The following is a 19657-nucleotide window of genomic DNA, read 5'->3' on the forward strand; positions in this document are numbered from 1 at the left end:
CCGAAATAGCTGTGATGAAAAATTAAATATTAAAACCGATATCCCACTGACAGACCAGATCTCACACCGGCCCACGGTCCATCAACATTAATACTTGCTCCGTTCGCATCTGTTGTAGCAGTATATTTTACGAAAGGAATATCAAGGCCTTCAATTTCTTTTTTCAATTCCTGCTGCTCAGAAGGCGTTAGGATTCTGGATGAATTTCCACGGAAGTTTCCATTGCCTTTCCCGTAATGGGCGCCAATAATCCACCAGTCTAAAACCCAATTATCTTTTTTACCTAAAAACCATTGGGCGCCGACCAATAATCCGCCACTGTTTCCGCTTGCTTTACCTGAAATTTTCAAAGCAACATCTCCCATTCCGTAATCTGAAGTTAGCACTACATTATCAGCATTAAAAGATGAATACCTGTAATAGGGCGCCAGATAAAAACCATGTCCATATCCTTTGCCCAAATATATTCTCGGTTCTATGGTGAAATTTGTCAAAGAAACTTCGATGTTGGAAAGTTCTGTATCTTTTATATAACTGCTGCTAAAAGGAACACCTCCCTTTCCCATGGACCCGAATCCAACGGCAACGGAGAATTTTTGGTTGATAATACGCTCGTAACTGAGATTCACATTTCGAAACGCGTAAGCCGTGAGGTTTGTTTTAACAATATTCATTTTCTCCGGTGAAGCGGTTTGCGAAAAAAAAGTGCCTGAAATAAGCAGCATGAAAAATAAAGTCCTCATAGGGTTGTTGTTATTCATTGGTATTAGATTTTCATTTAAGATAAGCCTAAGATATTAAAGAAACATGCGTAATTTACACATATAGGGTCAGCAGTTATTTACAAATTATTCTTTTGATTTGCTGTTTTTCAAATTTGAATTTTGTCCTTTTTAAAAGGGATTGTATAGGCATTCACCTAGATTTCAAATTTTAGCCAAAATATCTTTCATAATGATTTCTGCATGAACCCGCGAGTTTTCAATGAACCACAGATGCGTGTCTTTACCTCCACAAACTACGCCGGCCAAATATAAACCAGCCACATTGGTCTCCATGGTATCTTCATTATAAAAAGGTTTGAGATGATCCCCATGAAGTTCGATGCCGGAATTTTTCAGGAATTCAAAATTCGGAAGATAACCGGTCATAGCTAAGACAAAATCATTTTCTATTTCCAGGATAGTGTTGTTTTCATCTTTAAAGATAATGGTTTCCGGAGTTATTTCTAAAACCTCTGCATTGAAGTGAGCGGCAACAGTTCCTTCTTTAATTCGGTTTTCAATATCCGGCTTTACCCAATATTTCACGCTTTTAGAGATCTCAGCATGACGGATAATCATGGTGACTTCTGCCCCTTTTCGGTAGGTTTCCAAAGCCGCATCAACCGCAGAGTTACTGGAACCGATCACGGCAATTTTTTGATCGGCATAAGGATAAGGCTCGGAATAATAATGCTTGACCTTGGGCAGATCTTCTCCTTTGACATTCATCATATTCGGAATATCGTAGAAACCTGTGGCGATGATAACCTTCCTGGCGAGATATTTACTTTTGTCCGTTTCAATTAAGAAATTATCTTTCTCAGTCACTTTTAAAACCTCTTCGTATAAATTGATATTTATTTTCCGATGTCTCGAAATTCCCTGATAATATTCCAGCGCTTCTCTCCTACCCGGTTTTTGCGCGGTAGAAATAAAGGGAATATCTGCAATTTCCAATTTATCGGCGGTGGAGAAAAAAGTCATATATAAAGGATAATGGTAAAGTGAATTTACAATCGTTCCCTTTTCGATAATAAGATAAGAAAGTCCCGCTTTCTCGGCTTCTAAAGCACAGTTTAAGCCAATTGGACCGCCACCGATGATTATAAGATCATATAATTTCATAGTGCAAAGATATTGAACTGAAATTTCTTCAGAGGAAAACAGCGTCTGGAATTTCTGAAATTCAAAAATTGACCATTACAACTTGCCTGCCTGTTTCAGCCCGGATTTAATTTCTGTTTTTCACTAAAACCCAGCCTGTAAACACGCGACCATCGGCCAAAGTTAAAACATACCAGTAAGAATCCGTAGAAACCACGCGGCCCAAAGTTTTACCATCCCACTCTAAACGGGTTGCACTTTCCTGTTCAAAAATCTTTTCTTTGAATCTGTTGAATACTTTTAAATTCGTTTTCTGGCCCTCAAAAACATTGAGATCATCGATAATCCAGGTATCATTAATACCGTCGTCATTCGGACTGAAAGCATTTCGAATATTTAAAACCAATCCTTTTTTAGGAATTCCCAAACAATCTGATCCTTCAAATTTTACATAAAAAGTAGTTACGCCATAAGGCAAATTATAAAACACATTTCCGTCCTGATAGTTAATTCCGTCGAGGGAATAAAGGATTTTTTTGCTTCCGGTTGCAATCACCGTGTAGGAATTTCCGTTGGGCAATAATTTAGTGATAATGGGAACCTCATAAATTTTAACATTTACATCAGTAGTGAAGGTACAGTTGTTAGAGGCGGTTACCGCTAGTGAATAAACGCCCGCTGTTTTTACATTTTTTAATTCTTGGGTGGTGGAGATTAATTCTCCTGCCGGATTCCTCCACTCAAATTTCACAATACCAAGATTAGAAAAATCGGGTTTAATATCCACAAAACCATCCGGGCAGAAATAATAATCCGGCAAACTGAACATGGGGGTTTTCTTAAGATTTAATTTAATTCCCACCTTTTCCGGACAGAATCCCGGTGCGCTTACTTTGGCAAAGATTGTTTCAGGTCCCGTATTTTCATTAAATAAATAATTATTGGGACTGGCGATTATATTGGTTCCGTTATTTATATCTAAAAGAGTCGGGTAATACTCAAAATTCGCAGTGCCGGAATAAATAGTTTTTTCAAACTGCGTGAGATCCACATTTTCTACGTTGTCGTTTCCCGTGTCACAGTTATTAATTAGAAACGGTCCGCTATTGTTAAAGGTAATTTTATTTCCCAGAGATAAATCAATGGAAGCGGTATCAAAACATCCCGGGATATTTTCTACCCGCACCCAAATTCTCGTAAGAGAAGGGCCAAAGCTAAATTTATCCGGATTTGCAATCCTATTGGTATTGGTATCTGCATCTGCTTTGGTGCGGAAAAAACTGAAAGTATTTTCGGGATCTTCTGTATACACCATTCGATGCGTAAAAGCCGTTAAATCAACATCTGTTAATCCATCAAGATTTTCATCGCACAAGTCTGCAATTACAGCGCTCATCGCTTTCGGAGGAAGATAGGTCAAGAGCTCGATCGGTGCTACAGAATAACAGCCGATAGACTTAGATGTAAACCTCACCCATACAGTTGTTTTTGAATTGATGGTGACTACCGGTGAACTAATTTGGGCAGCAGGAACTCCTGCATTGGCCGCACTTTCTGTTTTATAATAAGAAACCGTGAGATCGCCAATGGTGAGTAAATTTTCATTTGGATTAAATAACTGCGGCAAAGCCTCTGTCAGATCAAAAGATTCGTTGAGATTAAAGTCATAATCACATTTTTTAAGAACTGCTTTTTTTAAAACAACAACCGGTAAAAAATTCAGTTGGATATTTATCGTGCTCACAGAAAAACAACCACTTCTAAAAGAGACCTTCACGTAAACAACCTTCGTTTTGGGAATAACAAATCCAGAAGGCGTTGAGATCAAACCTGTCAAAGAATTGTTCGCAGGATTATAACCCGTATAATATTGAAAGCTGACAGCATCAGAACCTGTATAAATTTCGGATTCATAACTGGTGAGATCGAAGGGTTCCAGTCCATCATTATTATTATCACATACATCGTTTTTAACAGCTGTGATCAATTCCTTAACAACGGGTGTTGAAACCAAAGAAAGCTCAATTTCAAAAACTGCTGAACAACTATATGATACTATTCGCACGAAGAGTTTCGCTGTATTCTGAACGTTATAACTGCTGATCACATTCGTATTGTTCTGGGCATCAGTGAGATTAGAAAAATAGGAAACAGAAGCATTCTGAGATCCTATGATCCGTTTGCTCAGGGTAGAAAGCGTCACATTTTCTGTGCCATCATTTTTAAAGTCACAAATATCAAACTTAGACTGTTTTATGACCACATGCACCAAATTAATTTCAATTGTTCTCACCGCATAACAATCTGTAGCGTCAGAGAATTTCACATAAAAAGTTTTGGTCACCAAATCGCCGTTATCCGTAATGATCTGGAAATTTGAAATTGGATTTACATCTTTTTCTGCGTCAGTGGCTGATAAAAAGAATGTTGTTGTGATACCAATGGGAGACTGTAACAACATTTTCGACGCATAATCATTTAAATCAACAGCCATATCCTTAGTTCCATCAAAACAGATATAAACAGTTTCGTCTTTGGCTTCAACTTTCGTGAAAGTAATATCTAAATTGATGGTAGCAATACTGAAACAGCCTCCAGGTGCCTGCACTCTTACATAAACCTGATAATTCCCATCTCTAATAGTAGTCAAAACAGCACCTGTACCGGAATACGCTTCCTGGTAGGTTGCATAGAAACTTAAGATCATGTTTGGATCGGAGGTGACTTGGGAACCCAATATCGCCATAAAATCAAAAGGTTCCGTCAAATCACCCAAATAATCACAGGTGGAGAGAACCAATGGTATCGGAGAATTTACCACCGGTGACGATAAAAAATTCAGTGTAACTGGACCAAAAGTTTGGCTGCATGTCGCGGTTTTATAATTAACGTAAAACTGAAAACCGTTAACAAGATTAGCCGTTTGAACTTCATTAATATTATTTTCGGCATCTGCCTGCGATAAAAAATAATGAATACTTCCGTTAACAGGCGAAGCAAATAATTTCGGGTTAAAAAGTGCAAGTTTAAAATTGTTTTCTACCCCATCATTATTAATATCACAGATACCGATGTTGGAAGTAAGCAAACTTTTAGAAATGAGATTAAGATTTAAAACGGCAGTCCGAAAACAACCCGGCTCAGACTTACTTTGAACGCGCACATAAAAAATCCTGTTTGCGCTCAGCACAAAATTTGCCGGTTGCGGATTCACCGCATTTTGAGCGTCTGCCAAGGAATTATAAAAACTAAAAATCAAATTACCCGGATTTTGTGGCGTAAGATCAGCAACATAATCCTCCAGATTAACATTAAATGAATTGTTTCCGCAGAAAACTTCAGTTGAATTTTTTGCCAAAGGATAATCCAGCGCATAAGTTACCGATGAAGTATCCTGCAAAACATACTCCAGATTACCACAAATCGGATAGGAAACTTTTGCAGTATAAATTTCATCTTTTTCCGGACAAACCTTTACAACATCTCCACTTCCAACCTTTGCATTGCCTGAATTGAACCAGAAAACCTGCGGAATGATCGCATTACCGTTTGGCATAAATTTCCAGGCTTCATTTTGCGCTGCCCAAATTCCCGAATTTCTGCCGGCAGGTGAATATCCTATGGTCGCTCCTGAGTTTATAATTCCCAAAAGCGAATTTTTAAATTTTGCGTCTGCACAAAGCAGCGGTTTATTTTCCACAAAAATCTCCACAATGTTAGAACCTTCTGAAAGCACAATTTGGGAAGTCACCGTTTGATTACATCCCAGCACTCTTCCTTTGTAAAAATTCACGACAAGTTTCCGGCAGGGAGCTGTTCCGATAATACTGTAATACACTTCCGAATCGTCGGCTTTCGAAAAAACCAAATCACTGAATACGCCAAAAATACTGTTCTCCGGAAGGGTAACACTTGGATTCGGCTCCTCCACATTCGGGTAATTTACTTTTCCCAACTGTGTCCTGTCAAAAGTAAGAACACCATTGCTGCCTACAATTACCTCGCTGTAATTTTTTCCGAAATAACAAAAATTAAAAGGAATATTTATTTTACTGAAAAACAAATCATCCGCATCTGCATTTAGCGGCGTTCCGGCATTAAAATCACCATAGGGAGTGAAATTTTCCGAAGAAACAAGGTACGAAGTCGTTTCAAAAAAAGTGGGATAGGTCACTTTTAATTGAAGACAGCTTCCGTCGAGTGGATAACTGCAGTTTATAAAAGGATCTTCGTTGCCGTTAAGATCAGTTATTTTTACTGCATTACAAAATTGCTGACCAAATAAAGGCAGGCAGAACGCTAAAAAATATAATGTTAAAAAAATTAATATTCTATGCATAACATTATTTACAATTATTTATTATTTACCCCTCATAATTTGTGTTTTTCTCGAAAATAATCCCCCTTAATTCCGAGGCCACAATTTACGATTATATTCCGAATTAATAATATTATGTTAAGTTAAATTTAATAAATCAAATTTTGTAATTTAGAAATAAATCTTGAAAAACCCTGACATAATGCTCATTACAAAGTTCGCCTACCATGCAAAAACAATATTTACGGCAATAGTGAAAACATTTCTGTTTTTGTAGCCAGGCAGCCATTTTCGGGGATTGAAAAGAAAATAAATCAGGTCTTTCAGACAAATACCTGACAATTACATTAATTAATATTATCTGACCTCCGACAGCTTATTTATCTTAAAAAAGAGGATTAAGATTAAAATAAATCTCATAATTTAAATATAATGTTTAAATATACCATTAGAAACAAATACTCTCTTTGAGACGATAAAACCGAGTTTAAAAACAAAAACAAAGTCGGTGTTTAAATAAAATGCCATTATTAGTTGAGAATCATCTTAACGCTCAAGGTCAAACGCATTATAATCGCACTGCTTTTTCAATAGAATAACATTTAATTCTTCAATATAAAAGTTCGTAAATAATTTTGAATAAATTAAACTTCAAAGAACTGCATTTCTTTAATAAACAAAGCGCCTTTGTTTAACTTTAAAGCTTTCAGTCCTTTGTGTTTAACTAAAAAGAAATCCATCATTACTCTGCTAATGATAAAATGAATTGAAGATGTAACCCTTTTTCGGAAGGAAGGATTTTAAATTGACCTTTCATCGCAGTCATTCTGCTTTCCATATTGGCAAATCCATTCCCTCCTGAGTGGTTGGAGCTCAGTCCGACTCCGTCATCTTTCACGTCAAGTACAAAATGGTTTTCTTTCTGTTCAAAGTTAAGGAAGACATTTTCGGCTGAGCTGTGTTTGTAAATATTGTTCAGAGCTTCTTTGACACACAGATACAAATTACGGCGAATAACAGTTCCCAGCACTATATTTTGGTGACCTTCATTATGGATATGCGGTTTTATTTTTGTTTTCTTAAAGAAATTCACTGCGTAAACGGTCACATAATTGATGAAACTTTCCAAGCTGTCATAACTTGAATTCAAACTCCACAACATTTCACGCATGGAATGATTCAGATGATCACAACCTGTTAATAAATCTTCAATATTCGCATCAATACTGCCATCGTGTTTTGAAAGTTTCAAAAATTCGATCTGAAGTTTCAAAGCGGAAATACCCGACCCAAAATCATCATGCATATCGCGGGAGATCCGTTGCTTTTCTGCCTGTGCTTCTTTTTGCACTTCAATTTCTTTTTGCAGGATCAGATTTTTAAATTCTGCTTCTTTGAGTTCATTTTTCTTTTTCGACATCGCCTTTTTACGGTTAGTAAGAATGATCAAGAAAATGATAAAAACTGCAAATGTCACCATCATAAAAACAGTGAGAAGATGAGAAGGTCTTATCTCAAAAGGCAAATGTGTAACCACAGGATACAGGTTTATTATATACGGACAACTGCGATGAAAAAGAAAAGAAAGATAATAAAAGTTGCCATTTTAAAAACGATATTAATTATTGCTTACCACCAAACTACTTCCTCCCAACTCTTATCGGTAAATCCAGCAGAGAAAAAATACTCCAAAAAAGCAGAGCATATACCCAAAAATTTCTTTTTAAATAATAAACCCCACCTAATTCTGCAATATAACTTAGATAAAAACGCCGGAAAGAAGAACATTAAAGATACAAAATATAATCCCTTAGACCATTGAATAATTTTGCTTTTAGTTGAAAAATAAATGCGGCAACTTCTTATTTTACGAAAAAGAACACCAAAATATTCTACTTTTTAATTTCCTCACTTTTCGCTAAATTTGCGCAATGAACAATCCCATGGAAGAAGATAAAAAACCCCTCAATTTTATTGAGCAAATAATAGAAGAAGATTTAGCGAATGGATTACCGAAAGAAAAATTACGTTTCCGTTTCCCGCCAGAACCCAATGGATACCTGCATGTAGGCCACACGAAAGCCATTTGCATCAACTTCGGGTTGGGCGAGAAATATGGTGCGCCTGTAAATCTTCGTTTTGATGACACCAATCCTGAAAAAGAAGAACAGGAATTTGTAGATGCCATCAAAGCTGATATTGACTGGTTGGGTTTCAAATACGATCAGGAATTGTATGCTTCCGATTATTTCGACCAATTGTACGACTGGGCCGTTCAGATGATTAAAAACGGTAAGGCTTATATCGATGAGCAACCCTCTGAAAAAATTACTGAACAAAGAAAAAACCCTTTCGAAGATGGCGTTGAATCTCCATTTAGAAACCGTCCGGTTGAAGAGAGTTTAGCTCTTTTCGAAAAAATGAAAAACGGCGAGTTCGAAGAAGGTGCGATGTCGCTTCGTGCAAAAATCGATATGGCTTCTCCCAATATGAATATGCGCGATCCTGTGATGTATAGGATTTTAAAAAGACCGCATCACCGAACCGGCGACAAATGGAAAATTTACCCGATGTACGATTGGGCGCACGGTGAATCCGATTATATCGAACAGATTTCTCACTCTTTATGCTCTTTAGAGTTTGAAAATCACCGGCCGTTATACGATTGGTATTTAGATCAGGTATACGTAAAAGATACCACCAGAAACAAGCAACGTGAATTTGCGCGCATGAATGTTTCTTATATGATCACTTCTAAAAGAAAGTTACAGCGCTTGGTTGCCGAGAACGCCGTTACAGGTTGGGATGATCCAAGAATGCCTACCATTTCGGGGATGCGCAGATTAGGTTTTACCCCGGCTTCCATTAAAAATTTTATTGAAAGAGTTGGTGTGGCGAAAAGAGAAAATCTGATCGACATTCAGTTGCTGGAATTTTTCGTACGTGAGGATTTGAATAAAATCGCAACCCGTGTAATGGCGGTAATCGATCCGGTAAAACTGGTCATTACCAATTACCCGGAAAACGAAGAAGAATGGCTGGAAACCGAGAATAATCCTGAGCAGGAAGATGCAGGAACAAGAACAGTTCCGTTCTCGAAAGAATTATATATCGAAAGAGAAGATTTCAAAGAAGAAGGAAACAAGAAATTCTTCCGTTTGAAATTAGGCGGGGAAGTCCGTTTGAAATCGGCCTATATCATTAAAGCAGAAAGTGTAGACAAAGATGAAAATGGTGAAATTACAACCATTTATGCAACTTACGACGAGAAAAGTAAATCCGGAAGTGGAACTGAAGAAAGTTTGCGAAAAGTAAAAGGAACACTCCATTGGGTTTCAGCAAAACATGCGCTGCCTGTTGAAGTACGAATTTACGACCGATTGTTTACTACGCCACAACCCGATGCAGAGAAGGAAACAGATTTCATGGAATTCATTAATCCTGAAAGTTTAAAGATCGTTCAGGGATTTGCAGAACCCAGTTTAGAAAACGCTGAAACCGGTCATCCTTATCAATTTCAAAGAATTGGCTATTTCACCAAAGACAGAGATTCTTCTGCGGAAAAAATCGTGTTTAACAGAACGGTAACTTTAAAAGACGGTTTCAAGCCAGAGTAATTTTTTAAAGAAAACATTTAAAACTTCGGAATTTCCGGAGTTTTTCATTTTATTTGACTTAAATTTCAGATACATTGCTGAAAATCAAAATCTTTTGTTCCGCATTTTTTAACTCAAATGCTCAGATCACTTTAATTCAGCTCCTATTTTAACTCCCTTTTATAATATTATAATTAACTTCGCACCGAATTTTATTAAAATGAAAAAAACGCTCACTTTCTTTTTCTTACTTATTTTCTTGATATCATTTTCTCAAGAGTCGATTAATTTTGAAAACACCAGTTTCAAAGAAGTTTTAGCAAAAGCAAAACGCGAAAAAAAACTGGTCTTTATGGATGCTTACGCTTCCTGGTGCGGACCCTGTAAATTAATGGAGAAAAACATCTTTACCCTTCCCGCCGTAAAAGCATATTACAATGCCAATTTCATTAATGCAAGATTCGACATGGAAGTGGGAGAAGGCCGGGATATCGCCTTAAAATATCAGATCCGCTCCTATCCCAGTTTTCTCTTTCTAAACGGTGATGGCGATGTGGTGATGAAAAACTACGGTTATATGGGAGAAGAAGATTTTATCGCAATTGCGAAAGAAGCGAATAATCCTTTATTAGTAAACAGTAATCCAAAAGAACTTTTTGAAAAAGGAGAAAGTGATCCCGCATTTTTATTAAACATGATGCGCCAGAATGCACAGACCGATTACGAATTGGCAAAGAAAGTTTCCGAGCGTTATTTTAAAGTAAAAAAAGACCAGGAACTTACAAGAGACGACATCGGATTGCTGCTGTATTTCGTAAAAACGCCGGGCGACCCGAATTACCAGGTTTTTAAGGACAGAAAACCAAATATCGTTAAAGAAATGTCTGAAGATATTTACAACCAGTTTGATGTGAATATTAAAATTTCTAAAATAATGGAAAATTCTCTGGATCAAAATTCAGGAATTATCAATGACGATTATTTTTACCAAAACGCAATTCCTTTAGTGGGAAAAGCAGAGGCAGAAACGGCGTTGAACAGAATGAAAATTATTTATTATCCCAATGTCGGCAATTTTAAGGAATATGAAAAAGCGGCCTTACTCTATTATAAAAATGCAGAGGATTTCGCTCCTGAAGAATTATTGAAAGCAGCCTGGATTTTCAGTGAGCATGTGGACAATAAAACCTCCTTAAAAAAAGCCGAAGAATGGGCAGAAAAATCAGTAATGAAATCTGAAAACGCAGAAAACACTTATATTCTTGCCAAAATCTACCAAAAAACAGGAAAGAATGAAAATGCAAAAATATATGCCGAAATATCTAAAAACCTGGCCCAACAACAAGGGAAAGATTCTTCTGCAGCCATACAGCTTTTAGAAAATTTAAAATAAATTACTGATTTTGAAAAAGACAATTCTGCTATTTGCCCTCTTAATTGGTCTTTTGGGTAATGCTCAAAACCAAAATACTGAAACTGCTAAAAATATCTTCGTCAAAGGAAATGCTCTTTTTCTTCCGCTGGGAATGTTAAATGCCGGTGCAGAATTCCAATTAAAAGAAAGGATAACACTGCAAGCCGATGTTTTTATATCGCCCTGGAAATCATTTATGGGGAAATATGCCCAGGTTTACATGATGGGTTTCGATGGCAGATATTATTTTGACGAAGCTTTTAAACATTGGTATGTAGGCGCTAATATTTCGGCAGCACGCTTTATCATTCAAAAATTCAATTATTGGGGCGACGGTATTTCTCAGTTCACTCCCGAGTCACCAATTTATAACAGCAAAGATCTTTACCAAGACGGTTTTGCTGTTATTCTAGGAGCAACAGTCGGATATCAGTTTCAATTGAGTGACCGGTGGAATATGGATCTGTATTTAGGAGCCGGCAGTTCGCAGGGTTTTTATAAAGGATATCACAAAGAATTGGGAATCCGTTATGATGACGATGGACGCCGCTGGGACAAAAGCGGCGAATGGATCCCGTACCGAGGTGGAATAATGATCGGCTATAAATTATAATCATGAATATAAAAAGTACAAAATTTGCGGTCATTGCCGTACTGACCTTCATCATCTTATTCCTGTTTAATTATATCGGAAATACGCAGCCAGACAAAACAGAACGTGCCCTGATGACTGCTGTTGCAGGAGTCATCGGCTTAACCATCGGAATGTGGTTTGTTTATAAAAACTCTAAAGACGATACCCACCACGACTTTGATTAAAAAAGTAAAATAGACTTCAGCTGAGGTCTGTTTTTTTTTATAACAAACCTCTCCTGTTTTTCCTTTCATAATTAATATCTTTGCACCATGATAAAAATCGGAAATATAGAACTGCCCGAATTCCCATTGTTGCTCGCACCAATGGAGGATGTCTCGGATCCACCCTTTCGAAAGTTATGTAAAATGCACGGTGCAGACTTGATGTATTCTGAATTTATTTCTTCCGAAGGATTAATTCGCGATGCGATGAAAAGCATGAAGAAACTCGATATTTTCGATTACGAAAGACCGGTTGGAATTCAGATTTTCGGCGGCGATGAAGAAGCGATGTCACTTTCAGCAAAAATTGTAGAAGCCGTAAATCCTGATTTAGTTGATATTAATTTTGGCTGTCCGGTAAAAAAAGTAGTTTGTAAAGGAGCCGGCGCCGGCGTTCTGAAAGATATTGATCTGATGATTAAACTTACCAAAGCTGTGGTAAATTCCACCCATCTTCCTGTAACGGTAAAAACGCGGTTAGGCTGGGATACAGAAAGCATCAACATTATGGAAGTTGCCGAAAGACTGCAGGAAGCCGGAGTAAAAGCTTTGACGATTCATGCAAGAACGCGTGCTCAAATGTACAAAGGAGAAGCCGACTGGAATTACATTCATGCGGTAAAAAATAATCCCAATATCGAAATCCCAATTTTCGGAAACGGTGATATCGATTCTGCGCAAAAAGCGTGGGAATATAAAAATAAATTCGACTGTGACGGCATCATGATCGGTCGTGGTGCAATTGGTTACCCCTGGATTTTCAATGAAGTAAAACATTTCTTCAAAACTGGAGAACTCCTTCCTGAACCTACCATTACCGAAAGACTGGAAGCCGTAAGACAACACGCTGAATGGTCCAAAGACTGGAAAGGCGAACGGCTTGGACTGATTGAAATGCGCCAACATTACAGTAATTATTTCCGCGGCATTCCCCATTTTAAAGATTTCCGACGTCAGTTTTTGGAGGTTTTCACTTTAGAAGAAATGGATGCTGTGATCGCAGAAGCAGATGCTTTTTACAGGAATTTTGACTTTGTGAATTAATATTAGTCTTAAAGAGCCAAGGTAAAAGTAAAAAGAGCCAAGTTTGTAATTCAGTGTTTGGGTTATTATTGAGTATTTGAACAAACAAGTGTTTTCTTACTTTTCACTCAAACACCCGATTACGGAATTACACCAAAACTTCTACATAGCCCTGATTGTACGGCATTTTTGAGCTTCTTTTACAGATTTCCAGATGGCATTTAGCGGTTGGGAGAATCCGTAAAAAGCGGGTACTGAAAGCATCCCGTCTTGAGGACGAGACGGCTTCTGAAAATTTGTCTTAATTTCCGTAACTTTTGCCTTATTTAAAGGACTAATCATTTAAAATTATTTCGATGCTCAAAGCAGAAAACGTTACTAAAACCTATAACGCAGGTAAAAAACTGGCGTTAGAGGATTTCTCCATAGATGTTCCGGAAGCCAGTATTTATGGACTTTTAGGTCCGAACGGTGCAGGAAAAACCACTTTCATCAGAATCATCAATCAGATTACACAAGCCGATTCCGGTAATGTTTATATCAATAAACAAAAACTGAATCCCGACCATATCCGCCAAATTGGGTATATGCCCGAGGAGCGCGGTCTGTACAAAAACATGACCGTGGGCGACCAACTTTTATATTTCGGCGAACTCAAAGGAATGACCAAAAATGACGCATTAAAAGAAGCGAAATATTGGTTTGAGCAATTGGAAATCGACCAGTGGTGGAAGAAAAAACTGAGTGAGCTTTCAAAAGGAATGGCACAGAAAATTCAGTTTGTAGTGACGGTTTTGCACCGGCCGAAATTATTGATTCTGGATGAACCTTTTTCGGGTTTCGATCCTGTGAATGCGAATTTAATTAAAGATCAAATCCTTAATTTAAAGAAGAACGGAACGACGATTATCCTCTCTACTCACCGCATGGAAAGTGTGGAGGAAATGTGTGATTATGTCGCACTGATCAACCAATCAAGAAAAGTTTTAGACGGAAAAGTATTTGATGTCAGAGAACAGTTCAAGAAAAATATTTTCAATGTTACTTTAGCTGAAGTGGATCAGGAAAGATTTACTCAATTTAACAGTCAGTTTGAAATCCAGAATTATTCCACAGAAAATCAACTGGTGTCATTCGATTTGAAAAATGATAAAGATCAAAATCTGTTATTGAATGAACTGATGAAAGTTGGAAAAATCCGTTCGTTTGATGAGAAAATTCCGAGCATGAACGAAGTCTTCATCAATGCGGTAAGTGGGACTGAAAAACCGGAATTCTCTTTATAATCCGGACTAAAACTTTAATTAAAAATATTTATGAAAAATATATTCCTGATTACCAAGAGAGAATATCTGACGCAGGTTAAGAAAAAATCTTTTGTTATTTTGACGCTTTTAGCACCGGTTCTGATGATTGGTTTTGCCGCTTTGATTGCTTTTATGTTTAAAGCGAATGAAAGTACGAGCACCTTCAACGTGGTTGACAAAAGCGGACTTTTTGTAGGAAATCTCAAAAGTACCGATAAAATTAAATATGTATTTGTGCCAGCAGTAAACGAAAAATCTCTCGTTGCTACGCTGAAAGATATGGATGGCATTGAAGGTTTACTGATTATTCCGGAACTGAAAAATCAAAACTACGACGGGTTACAAAAAGATTCTAAGTTATTAATTAATAAGAAAATAGGTTTCGACACCAAAACAAAAGTAGCATCGGACCTCGCTAAAATCATACGGAAAGAAAAGATAAAAACGCTGGGCATTTCTGAAAACCAGATGAAAAATCTGGATGCAAATTTTGAACTGAATACTCAGAATGTGGTGGATAATAAAAGTTCTGATAATGATTTATCGTTCGGCGTAAAATCCGGCTTGGCGATGGTTCTGATGTACGCCGTTTTTATGTTCATCATTATTTATGGAGTTCGGGTGATGCGCAGTGTTTTAGAAGAAAAAAACAACCGTGTGGTCGAAATCATCATTTCGTCGGTAAAACCATTTGAATTGATGATGGGAAAAATCCTGGGCGTAACTTTGGTTGCATTAACGCAGTTCAGCATCTGGATTACGATGTCTGTAATCGGAGCCTTATTTCTGAATACAGGATTTGCCGCGATGAACAATCAGATTCCCGGCGGAGAGCAGTCAGCGGAAATGATGCAGAAATTTGACTTTCAGCAAATCGCCGGAGAAGTTTCCCATATTCTTTTAGACATGAATGTCGCGTTGATTATCGGCGTATTTATCGTGTTCTTTCTGCTCGGATATATTTTCTACAGCTCGATGTACGCGGCAATTGGTTCTGCAGTTGATAACGAAACAGAAACCCAGCAGTTCACCATGTTTGCCATCATTCCACTGATGGTGGGAATGTACGGAAGTTTCACGATCATGAATAATCCTGAAGGCCCGCTTGGCTTTTGGTTGTCGATGATTCCGTTTACTTCACCTGTTGCGATGATTGCCAGGATTCCTTTTGGAGTGCCGGTTTGGCAAATTATACTTTCCGCTTCCTTGCTTTTAGTTTCCACTTTATTAATGATTTATATTGCTGCAAAAGTGTACCGTGTCGGCATTTTAATGTACGGAAATAAAGCGACCGCAAAGGAACTTTGGAAATGGATCAGAAGCTAGGTGTTGGATGTAGATGTTAGTAAAAATTACAGGAAAGTTCCTACCAATAAGAAACGTCGCAATTACTGCGGCGTTTTTCATTTCTGATCTTTAAATTTATTTATTAAATCTTTTCAAATCAACTTCTTTCATTAACTCGCGCCCATTTTCGATGTGCTCATACAATTCTTTGGAAAAATAGCAACCATTGAGAATACCTCTCGCTCCTAAACCGTTGAAAATATAATAATTTTGGTGTTCAGGAAGATTTCCGATAATCGGCCGGCGGTCTTTTACTGTCGGACGGAAACCGTAATTCACTTCTTCAACTTCAAAATCATGCGGATAGAAAGCAGAAAGTCCTTCTTTCAATTCTTCAGTTTTAAAATCATCAATTTCATTTTCCCGTTCGTTGGGATCATAAGTTCCACCGTAATAGTAAATATCATTATTTAAAGGAAACAGAAAATGCTTTTTCTTTAAAGTATATTGATGCTTCATTTTTTCTGACAGTTTCACTTTTAAATGATGACCTTTGTTTGCAATTACCTGAATATCGGCAAAAAAAGGATTTTCTCTGACGCCCATTCCTTCACAAAAGACAATATTTTTAAAAGTAAATCCGTCATAAGATGAGCCTTCAATTTTAGAATAATCAAATTTTTCTTTCACTACCATTTCATTGTCCTGCAAATAGGCCGAGATTCCTTTGAAAAAACCATTAACATCCAAACGGGCAGATTGATTTACCTCGCCGGTTCCAAATGGATTTATAATGGTTTCCAGCGTTTCGAAATCTGGATTTAGAAAGGGTTTCAGTTCATCGGTTTCCGCTTTCATTAACCATAACTCCTTTTCTCTTTCATCATGAAAAATACGGTGGATTTTTTCCTGAATTAAATAATTTTCACCGGTATACGTTTCAATTTCCGAAACTGTTTTGGTCAAAAATTCTATTTGCTCCGCAGCCAGCCAAAAAGTGGTAAATTTCTTTAGCACCAAAGGATTCACAATTCCTGCAGAAACCTGAGAAGCTCCTTTTTTATCCGCCGAAAACAAAACAAAAGATTTTTGATGAAGGATTAACTGATGGGCAAAAAAGAAAGCAGCGTAACCGTCGCCAACGATAATATAATCTACATTTTTCATTGATAATTTACTTAATAAAAGGGATTTTTCAACTCAAATATAAGTTCAAAAAAAAACCTGAGTAAAGGTACTCAGGTTTTTGTTTATCTTCAAAGGAATTGATTAATAATTCCACATATCGCTTTCCATCTGCAGGATTTGCGCTTTGATTCTTTCGCTCTCTTCTAACTGCTCGTCGGCATCATTCGGGATGTAATCCTTGATAATCCCATTTCCTAACCCGTTATCTGATTTATAGATAATGCTTGAAAATCTTCTGGCATTTAATAAATCATCAAAAGAAATATCGGAAGAAAGATTTTTATTATTAAAAGCCACGGCGTTCGCCAAAACATTTCTTGCATCTGGATAATACACCCAGAACAGGTCAATCAGTTCATCCTTAGAAGCAAGCGGCTGACCGTCTGGCCCAAACTGTCCCATCAATGAAGGATCCTGGCCCATTGCTGCAATCCCAAGTAATCTGTATTTCATCTGGCTATCTCTACGGTCGATATACCACATTCCTTTAATTTTTAAAACCTTTACATTTTCAGTTTTGGTTTCATACACATTGGTGAACTCCTTCATTTCCTCGGCAGTCAATTTACCGGCTTCATTAATCCGGTCAATTCCTGCGTTGCTCATCACCTCGTTTTTAATACGCGACTGAATTGCATCCGGTCTTAATCTTGTCTGGAACATTTCATCGTCATACACTTCTTTGATTCTGCCGTCGTTGATAGCATCAAACAAAAGTTGATAAAGTGATTTGTTTTCTGAGACCAATCCATCTTCGTTATGATAAAAAGGCTGATTGATCTTATCATTCATATCGATGACTTCCCACACCACCATACTCTTCAAAATGTCTTTATCTTCAATAAATCCATATTCTAAAGGAGTAATTTTGTTGGAAACCATAGAGTCACCCTGCTTGATTAAGTTCAAATCTCTATATTTTCTAAAGGATTCCGGAGATTTCGCATTTAAAATAGACATTGAATTAATCGGTGTATCATCTACCGACTCACCCTGATATTCCGCAGGCATTTGTGCAACCGGCTCCGCCTGTTCCACAGGTGTTGCAGGAACCGTCGTTTTAGGCGCAACTTTCTTTTTTGGTTTTTTCTTGGTTTGTGCTCCAACTGCGCTGAAACTCAGAGCAAGCACTATCAATATGAATTTTTTCATTCTAAATTATTTATACTAATGACAAGATATACTATCAAATCAATAACGTAATTATTGTACGTTTATTACTACCGGAGGAATCTGTTTTAAAGTTTGTCCACCAAGGCCAGTCGCTGTTGCATTAATATTATATACATACGCAATATCCCCGTTACGAAGATTTTTCGTGAGATTCGCTACAGAACTCAGTGAGTTTCCATTAATCAACATTCCCGCTTTTCCTGGTACTCTAAACATAAAACTGTTTACGGTAAAACTTACCGGGAAATCGAAGTCCGGCATCACTACAGAAACTTTTTGGTTCGGGATTGAACTTGCAGGCATCGAAACCACATAATTTCCCTGAATTTGTCCAACTGGCGCCGGCACACTTTTAATTCTGAACGGGAATGCCTGTGAAATAACACCACCTTTCGGATCACGTCCTGAAATCGTTAAGGTCACCGTGCTTCCACCTCCAGGTGTAACGGTCCATTTTCCTCCGCCTCCGCTTACAGATGCTCCCGGTGCAGATAAAGAAATCCCTGACATATCTGCTCCTAAGATTGATCCTGAAATTGGATTCGGCAATCCACGGTACAGCACATTCATTTTATCGGCAGTTACAAGTGCTCCTTTTTGTGCTTTCAATTCCTGTGCACCAGCGATTACTTTATAAGTATGGTTGTATTTTAAAGGAATGACTTTGCCGTTTACGTCGGTAAATGAAATTTCTCCGCTAAAGGTTTTTTCACCTAATGTACCTGTTTCTAAATTCTTAATTCCCTGACCATTTTCAACGGTCAAACCTGGCATCGATAATCCCGGAACATTGCTGGAATAGTTACCAATGGCGACTTTACCCTGTGCCGGTTCTCCCTGAATAACCGTTGCCGGTGCGGAGACAATCGCAGAGTAAGCATCAAACTTGATATCTGCATCCACTTTTTCCTGAAGCATTACCGATAAAGCATCACCCTGAATTCCTCTTGCAGAAGACTGGATTACTTCTAAATTCGATAAGGCAGCAATTAAAGGCTGGTTATAAAATTTATATTGATTGAAATTTTTATTGTTTTTAGGTTTTGCAAACTCCGAAATCATTTGTTGATTCGTTCTGTCAACCAAAGCTTTCATCAACGGGTTTGACCCGAAAGTCTGGTTTACATAATTTCTAAAAGCATCAATCTTTGTTTTTAAATCAAGTGCTATTTTGGATGGTTTTGTTTCATCGCCTCCAACAAAAAACATATTGGTAGAAGGTTCTGTATTATTTAGTGCAGCAAAACTTTCCTGAATTTCATTTTTAGTATCGTATTCTGCGTCCTTACTTAAATTTCTTTTTAACTCTTCGATTGATCCCACTAAATCGTCAGCTTTCGCTTCCAGTCCTTTATAGTTATCCAGAGGTGCAGTAAATGTTTCTGGAGATTTTTCAGCTTTTACTTCGAGAGTCTTTTTAAATATCGCATTATTACTCTCCGTCAACACCCTGGTCTCTTCCAAAGAACCGGTCGTATCTTTATAGGATCTGATGATTTCCTGATCGATCTGCATTGCAAGCATCGCAATGAAAACCAAATACATCAAGTTGATCATCTTCTGACGAGGTGTCTGTTTTCCTTGTGCCATTTTAATAAATTTTGTTAATAGTTTAAATTTTAAAT

At 37.4% G+C, this 19657-nt stretch carries 15 protein-coding genes; 8 read left to right on the top strand and 7 right to left on the bottom strand.

Annotated features, from left to right (window positions below):
- Positions 1–29: 29 nt before the first annotated feature.
- The 4 genes from NBC122_RS01540 to NBC122_RS01555 all read right to left on the bottom strand — a co-directional run bounded on the left by NBC122_RS01540 (position 30) and on the right by NBC122_RS01555 (position 7606).
- The gene (locus NBC122_RS01540; protein WP_246012415.1) at positions 30–743 is read right to left on the bottom strand and encodes a DUF3575 domain-containing protein; all 714 of its coding nucleotides are present in this window, start codon (positions 741–743) and stop codon (positions 30–32) included.
- A 183-nt stretch (positions 744–926) separates the two neighbouring features.
- Positions 927–1889 carry a YpdA family putative bacillithiol disulfide reductase gene (locus NBC122_RS01545; RefSeq protein WP_133438690.1) on the bottom strand — a complete coding sequence of 321 codons (963 nt, stop codon included), beginning with the start codon at positions 1887–1889 and terminating at the stop codon, positions 927–929.
- Positions 1890–1995: 106 nt separating this feature from the next.
- Positions 1996–6207, bottom strand: a complete 4212-nt coding sequence (locus NBC122_RS01550) for a T9SS type B sorting domain-containing protein (RefSeq protein WP_133438691.1) — start codon at positions 6205–6207, stop codon at positions 1996–1998.
- A gap of 721 nt (positions 6208–6928) precedes the next feature.
- Positions 6929–7606, bottom strand: coding sequence for a sensor histidine kinase (locus tag NBC122_RS01555; protein ID WP_165983176.1), 678 nt, complete (start codon positions 7604–7606; stop codon positions 6929–6931).
- A gap of 150 nt (positions 7607–7756) precedes the next feature.
- Between NBC122_RS01555 and NBC122_RS01560 the strand changes: the two genes are divergently transcribed.
- The 8 genes from NBC122_RS01560 to NBC122_RS01595 all read left to right on the top strand — a co-directional run bounded on the left by NBC122_RS01560 (position 7757) and on the right by NBC122_RS01595 (position 15710).
- Positions 7757–8008 carry a hypothetical protein gene (locus tag NBC122_RS01560; RefSeq protein WP_133438693.1) on the top strand — a complete coding sequence of 84 codons (252 nt, stop codon included), beginning with the start codon at positions 7757–7759 and terminating at the stop codon, positions 8006–8008.
- 121 nt (positions 8009–8129) lie between these two features.
- Positions 8130–9803, top strand: coding sequence for a glutamine--tRNA ligase/YqeY domain fusion protein (locus NBC122_RS01565; RefSeq protein ID WP_133441029.1), 1674 nt, complete (start codon positions 8130–8132; stop codon positions 9801–9803).
- A gap of 199 nt (positions 9804–10002) precedes the next feature.
- Positions 10003–11175: a thioredoxin family protein gene (locus tag NBC122_RS01570; RefSeq protein ID WP_133438694.1), complete on the top strand. Its 1173-nt coding sequence runs from the start codon at positions 10003–10005 to the stop codon at positions 11173–11175.
- 10 nt (positions 11176–11185) lie between these two features.
- Complete coding sequence (locus NBC122_RS01575) at positions 11186–11809, top strand: DUF3575 domain-containing protein (protein WP_133438695.1); 624 nt, start codon at positions 11186–11188, stop codon at positions 11807–11809.
- Positions 11810–11811: 2 nt separating this feature from the next.
- Positions 11812–12015, top strand: a complete 204-nt coding sequence (locus NBC122_RS01580) for a hypothetical protein (protein WP_133438696.1) — start codon at positions 11812–11814, stop codon at positions 12013–12015.
- Positions 12016–12102: 87 nt separating this feature from the next.
- Positions 12103–13098, top strand: coding sequence for a tRNA dihydrouridine synthase DusB (gene dusB, locus NBC122_RS01585; protein WP_133438697.1), 996 nt, complete (start codon positions 12103–12105; stop codon positions 13096–13098).
- A 335-nt stretch (positions 13099–13433) separates the two neighbouring features.
- Positions 13434–14363, top strand: a complete 930-nt coding sequence (locus tag NBC122_RS01590) for an ABC transporter ATP-binding protein (protein WP_133438698.1) — start codon at positions 13434–13436, stop codon at positions 14361–14363.
- 30 nt (positions 14364–14393) lie between these two features.
- The gene (locus tag NBC122_RS01595) at positions 14394–15710 is read left to right on the top strand and encodes an ABC transporter permease (protein ID WP_133438699.1); all 1317 of its coding nucleotides are present in this window, start codon (positions 14394–14396) and stop codon (positions 15708–15710) included.
- A gap of 96 nt (positions 15711–15806) precedes the next feature.
- Here the strand turns inward: NBC122_RS01595 and NBC122_RS01600 are convergent, their stop codons facing one another.
- The 3 genes from NBC122_RS01600 to porM form a co-directional block, all read right to left on the bottom strand.
- On the bottom strand, positions 15807–16838 hold the full coding sequence (locus NBC122_RS01600; RefSeq protein ID WP_133438700.1) for an NAD(P)/FAD-dependent oxidoreductase: 1032 nt from the start codon (positions 16836–16838) through the stop codon (positions 15807–15809).
- 102 nt (positions 16839–16940) lie between these two features.
- Positions 16941–17870 (bottom strand): type IX secretion system ring subunit PorN/GldN, encoded by a 930-nt coding sequence (gene porN / locus NBC122_RS01605; RefSeq protein ID WP_246012507.1) that lies wholly within the window; start codon positions 17868–17870, stop codon positions 16941–16943.
- A 192-nt stretch (positions 17871–18062) separates the two neighbouring features.
- Entirely contained in the window at positions 18063–19622 is a 1560-nt protein-coding gene (gene porM / locus NBC122_RS01610) for a type IX secretion system motor protein PorM/GldM (protein ID WP_133438702.1), read from the bottom strand.
- Between the last annotated feature and the right edge of the window lie 35 nt (positions 19623–19657).

Source organism: Chryseobacterium salivictor (assembly GCF_004359195.1).
Taxonomy (GTDB): domain Bacteria; phylum Bacteroidota; class Bacteroidia; order Flavobacteriales; family Weeksellaceae; genus Kaistella; species Kaistella salivictor.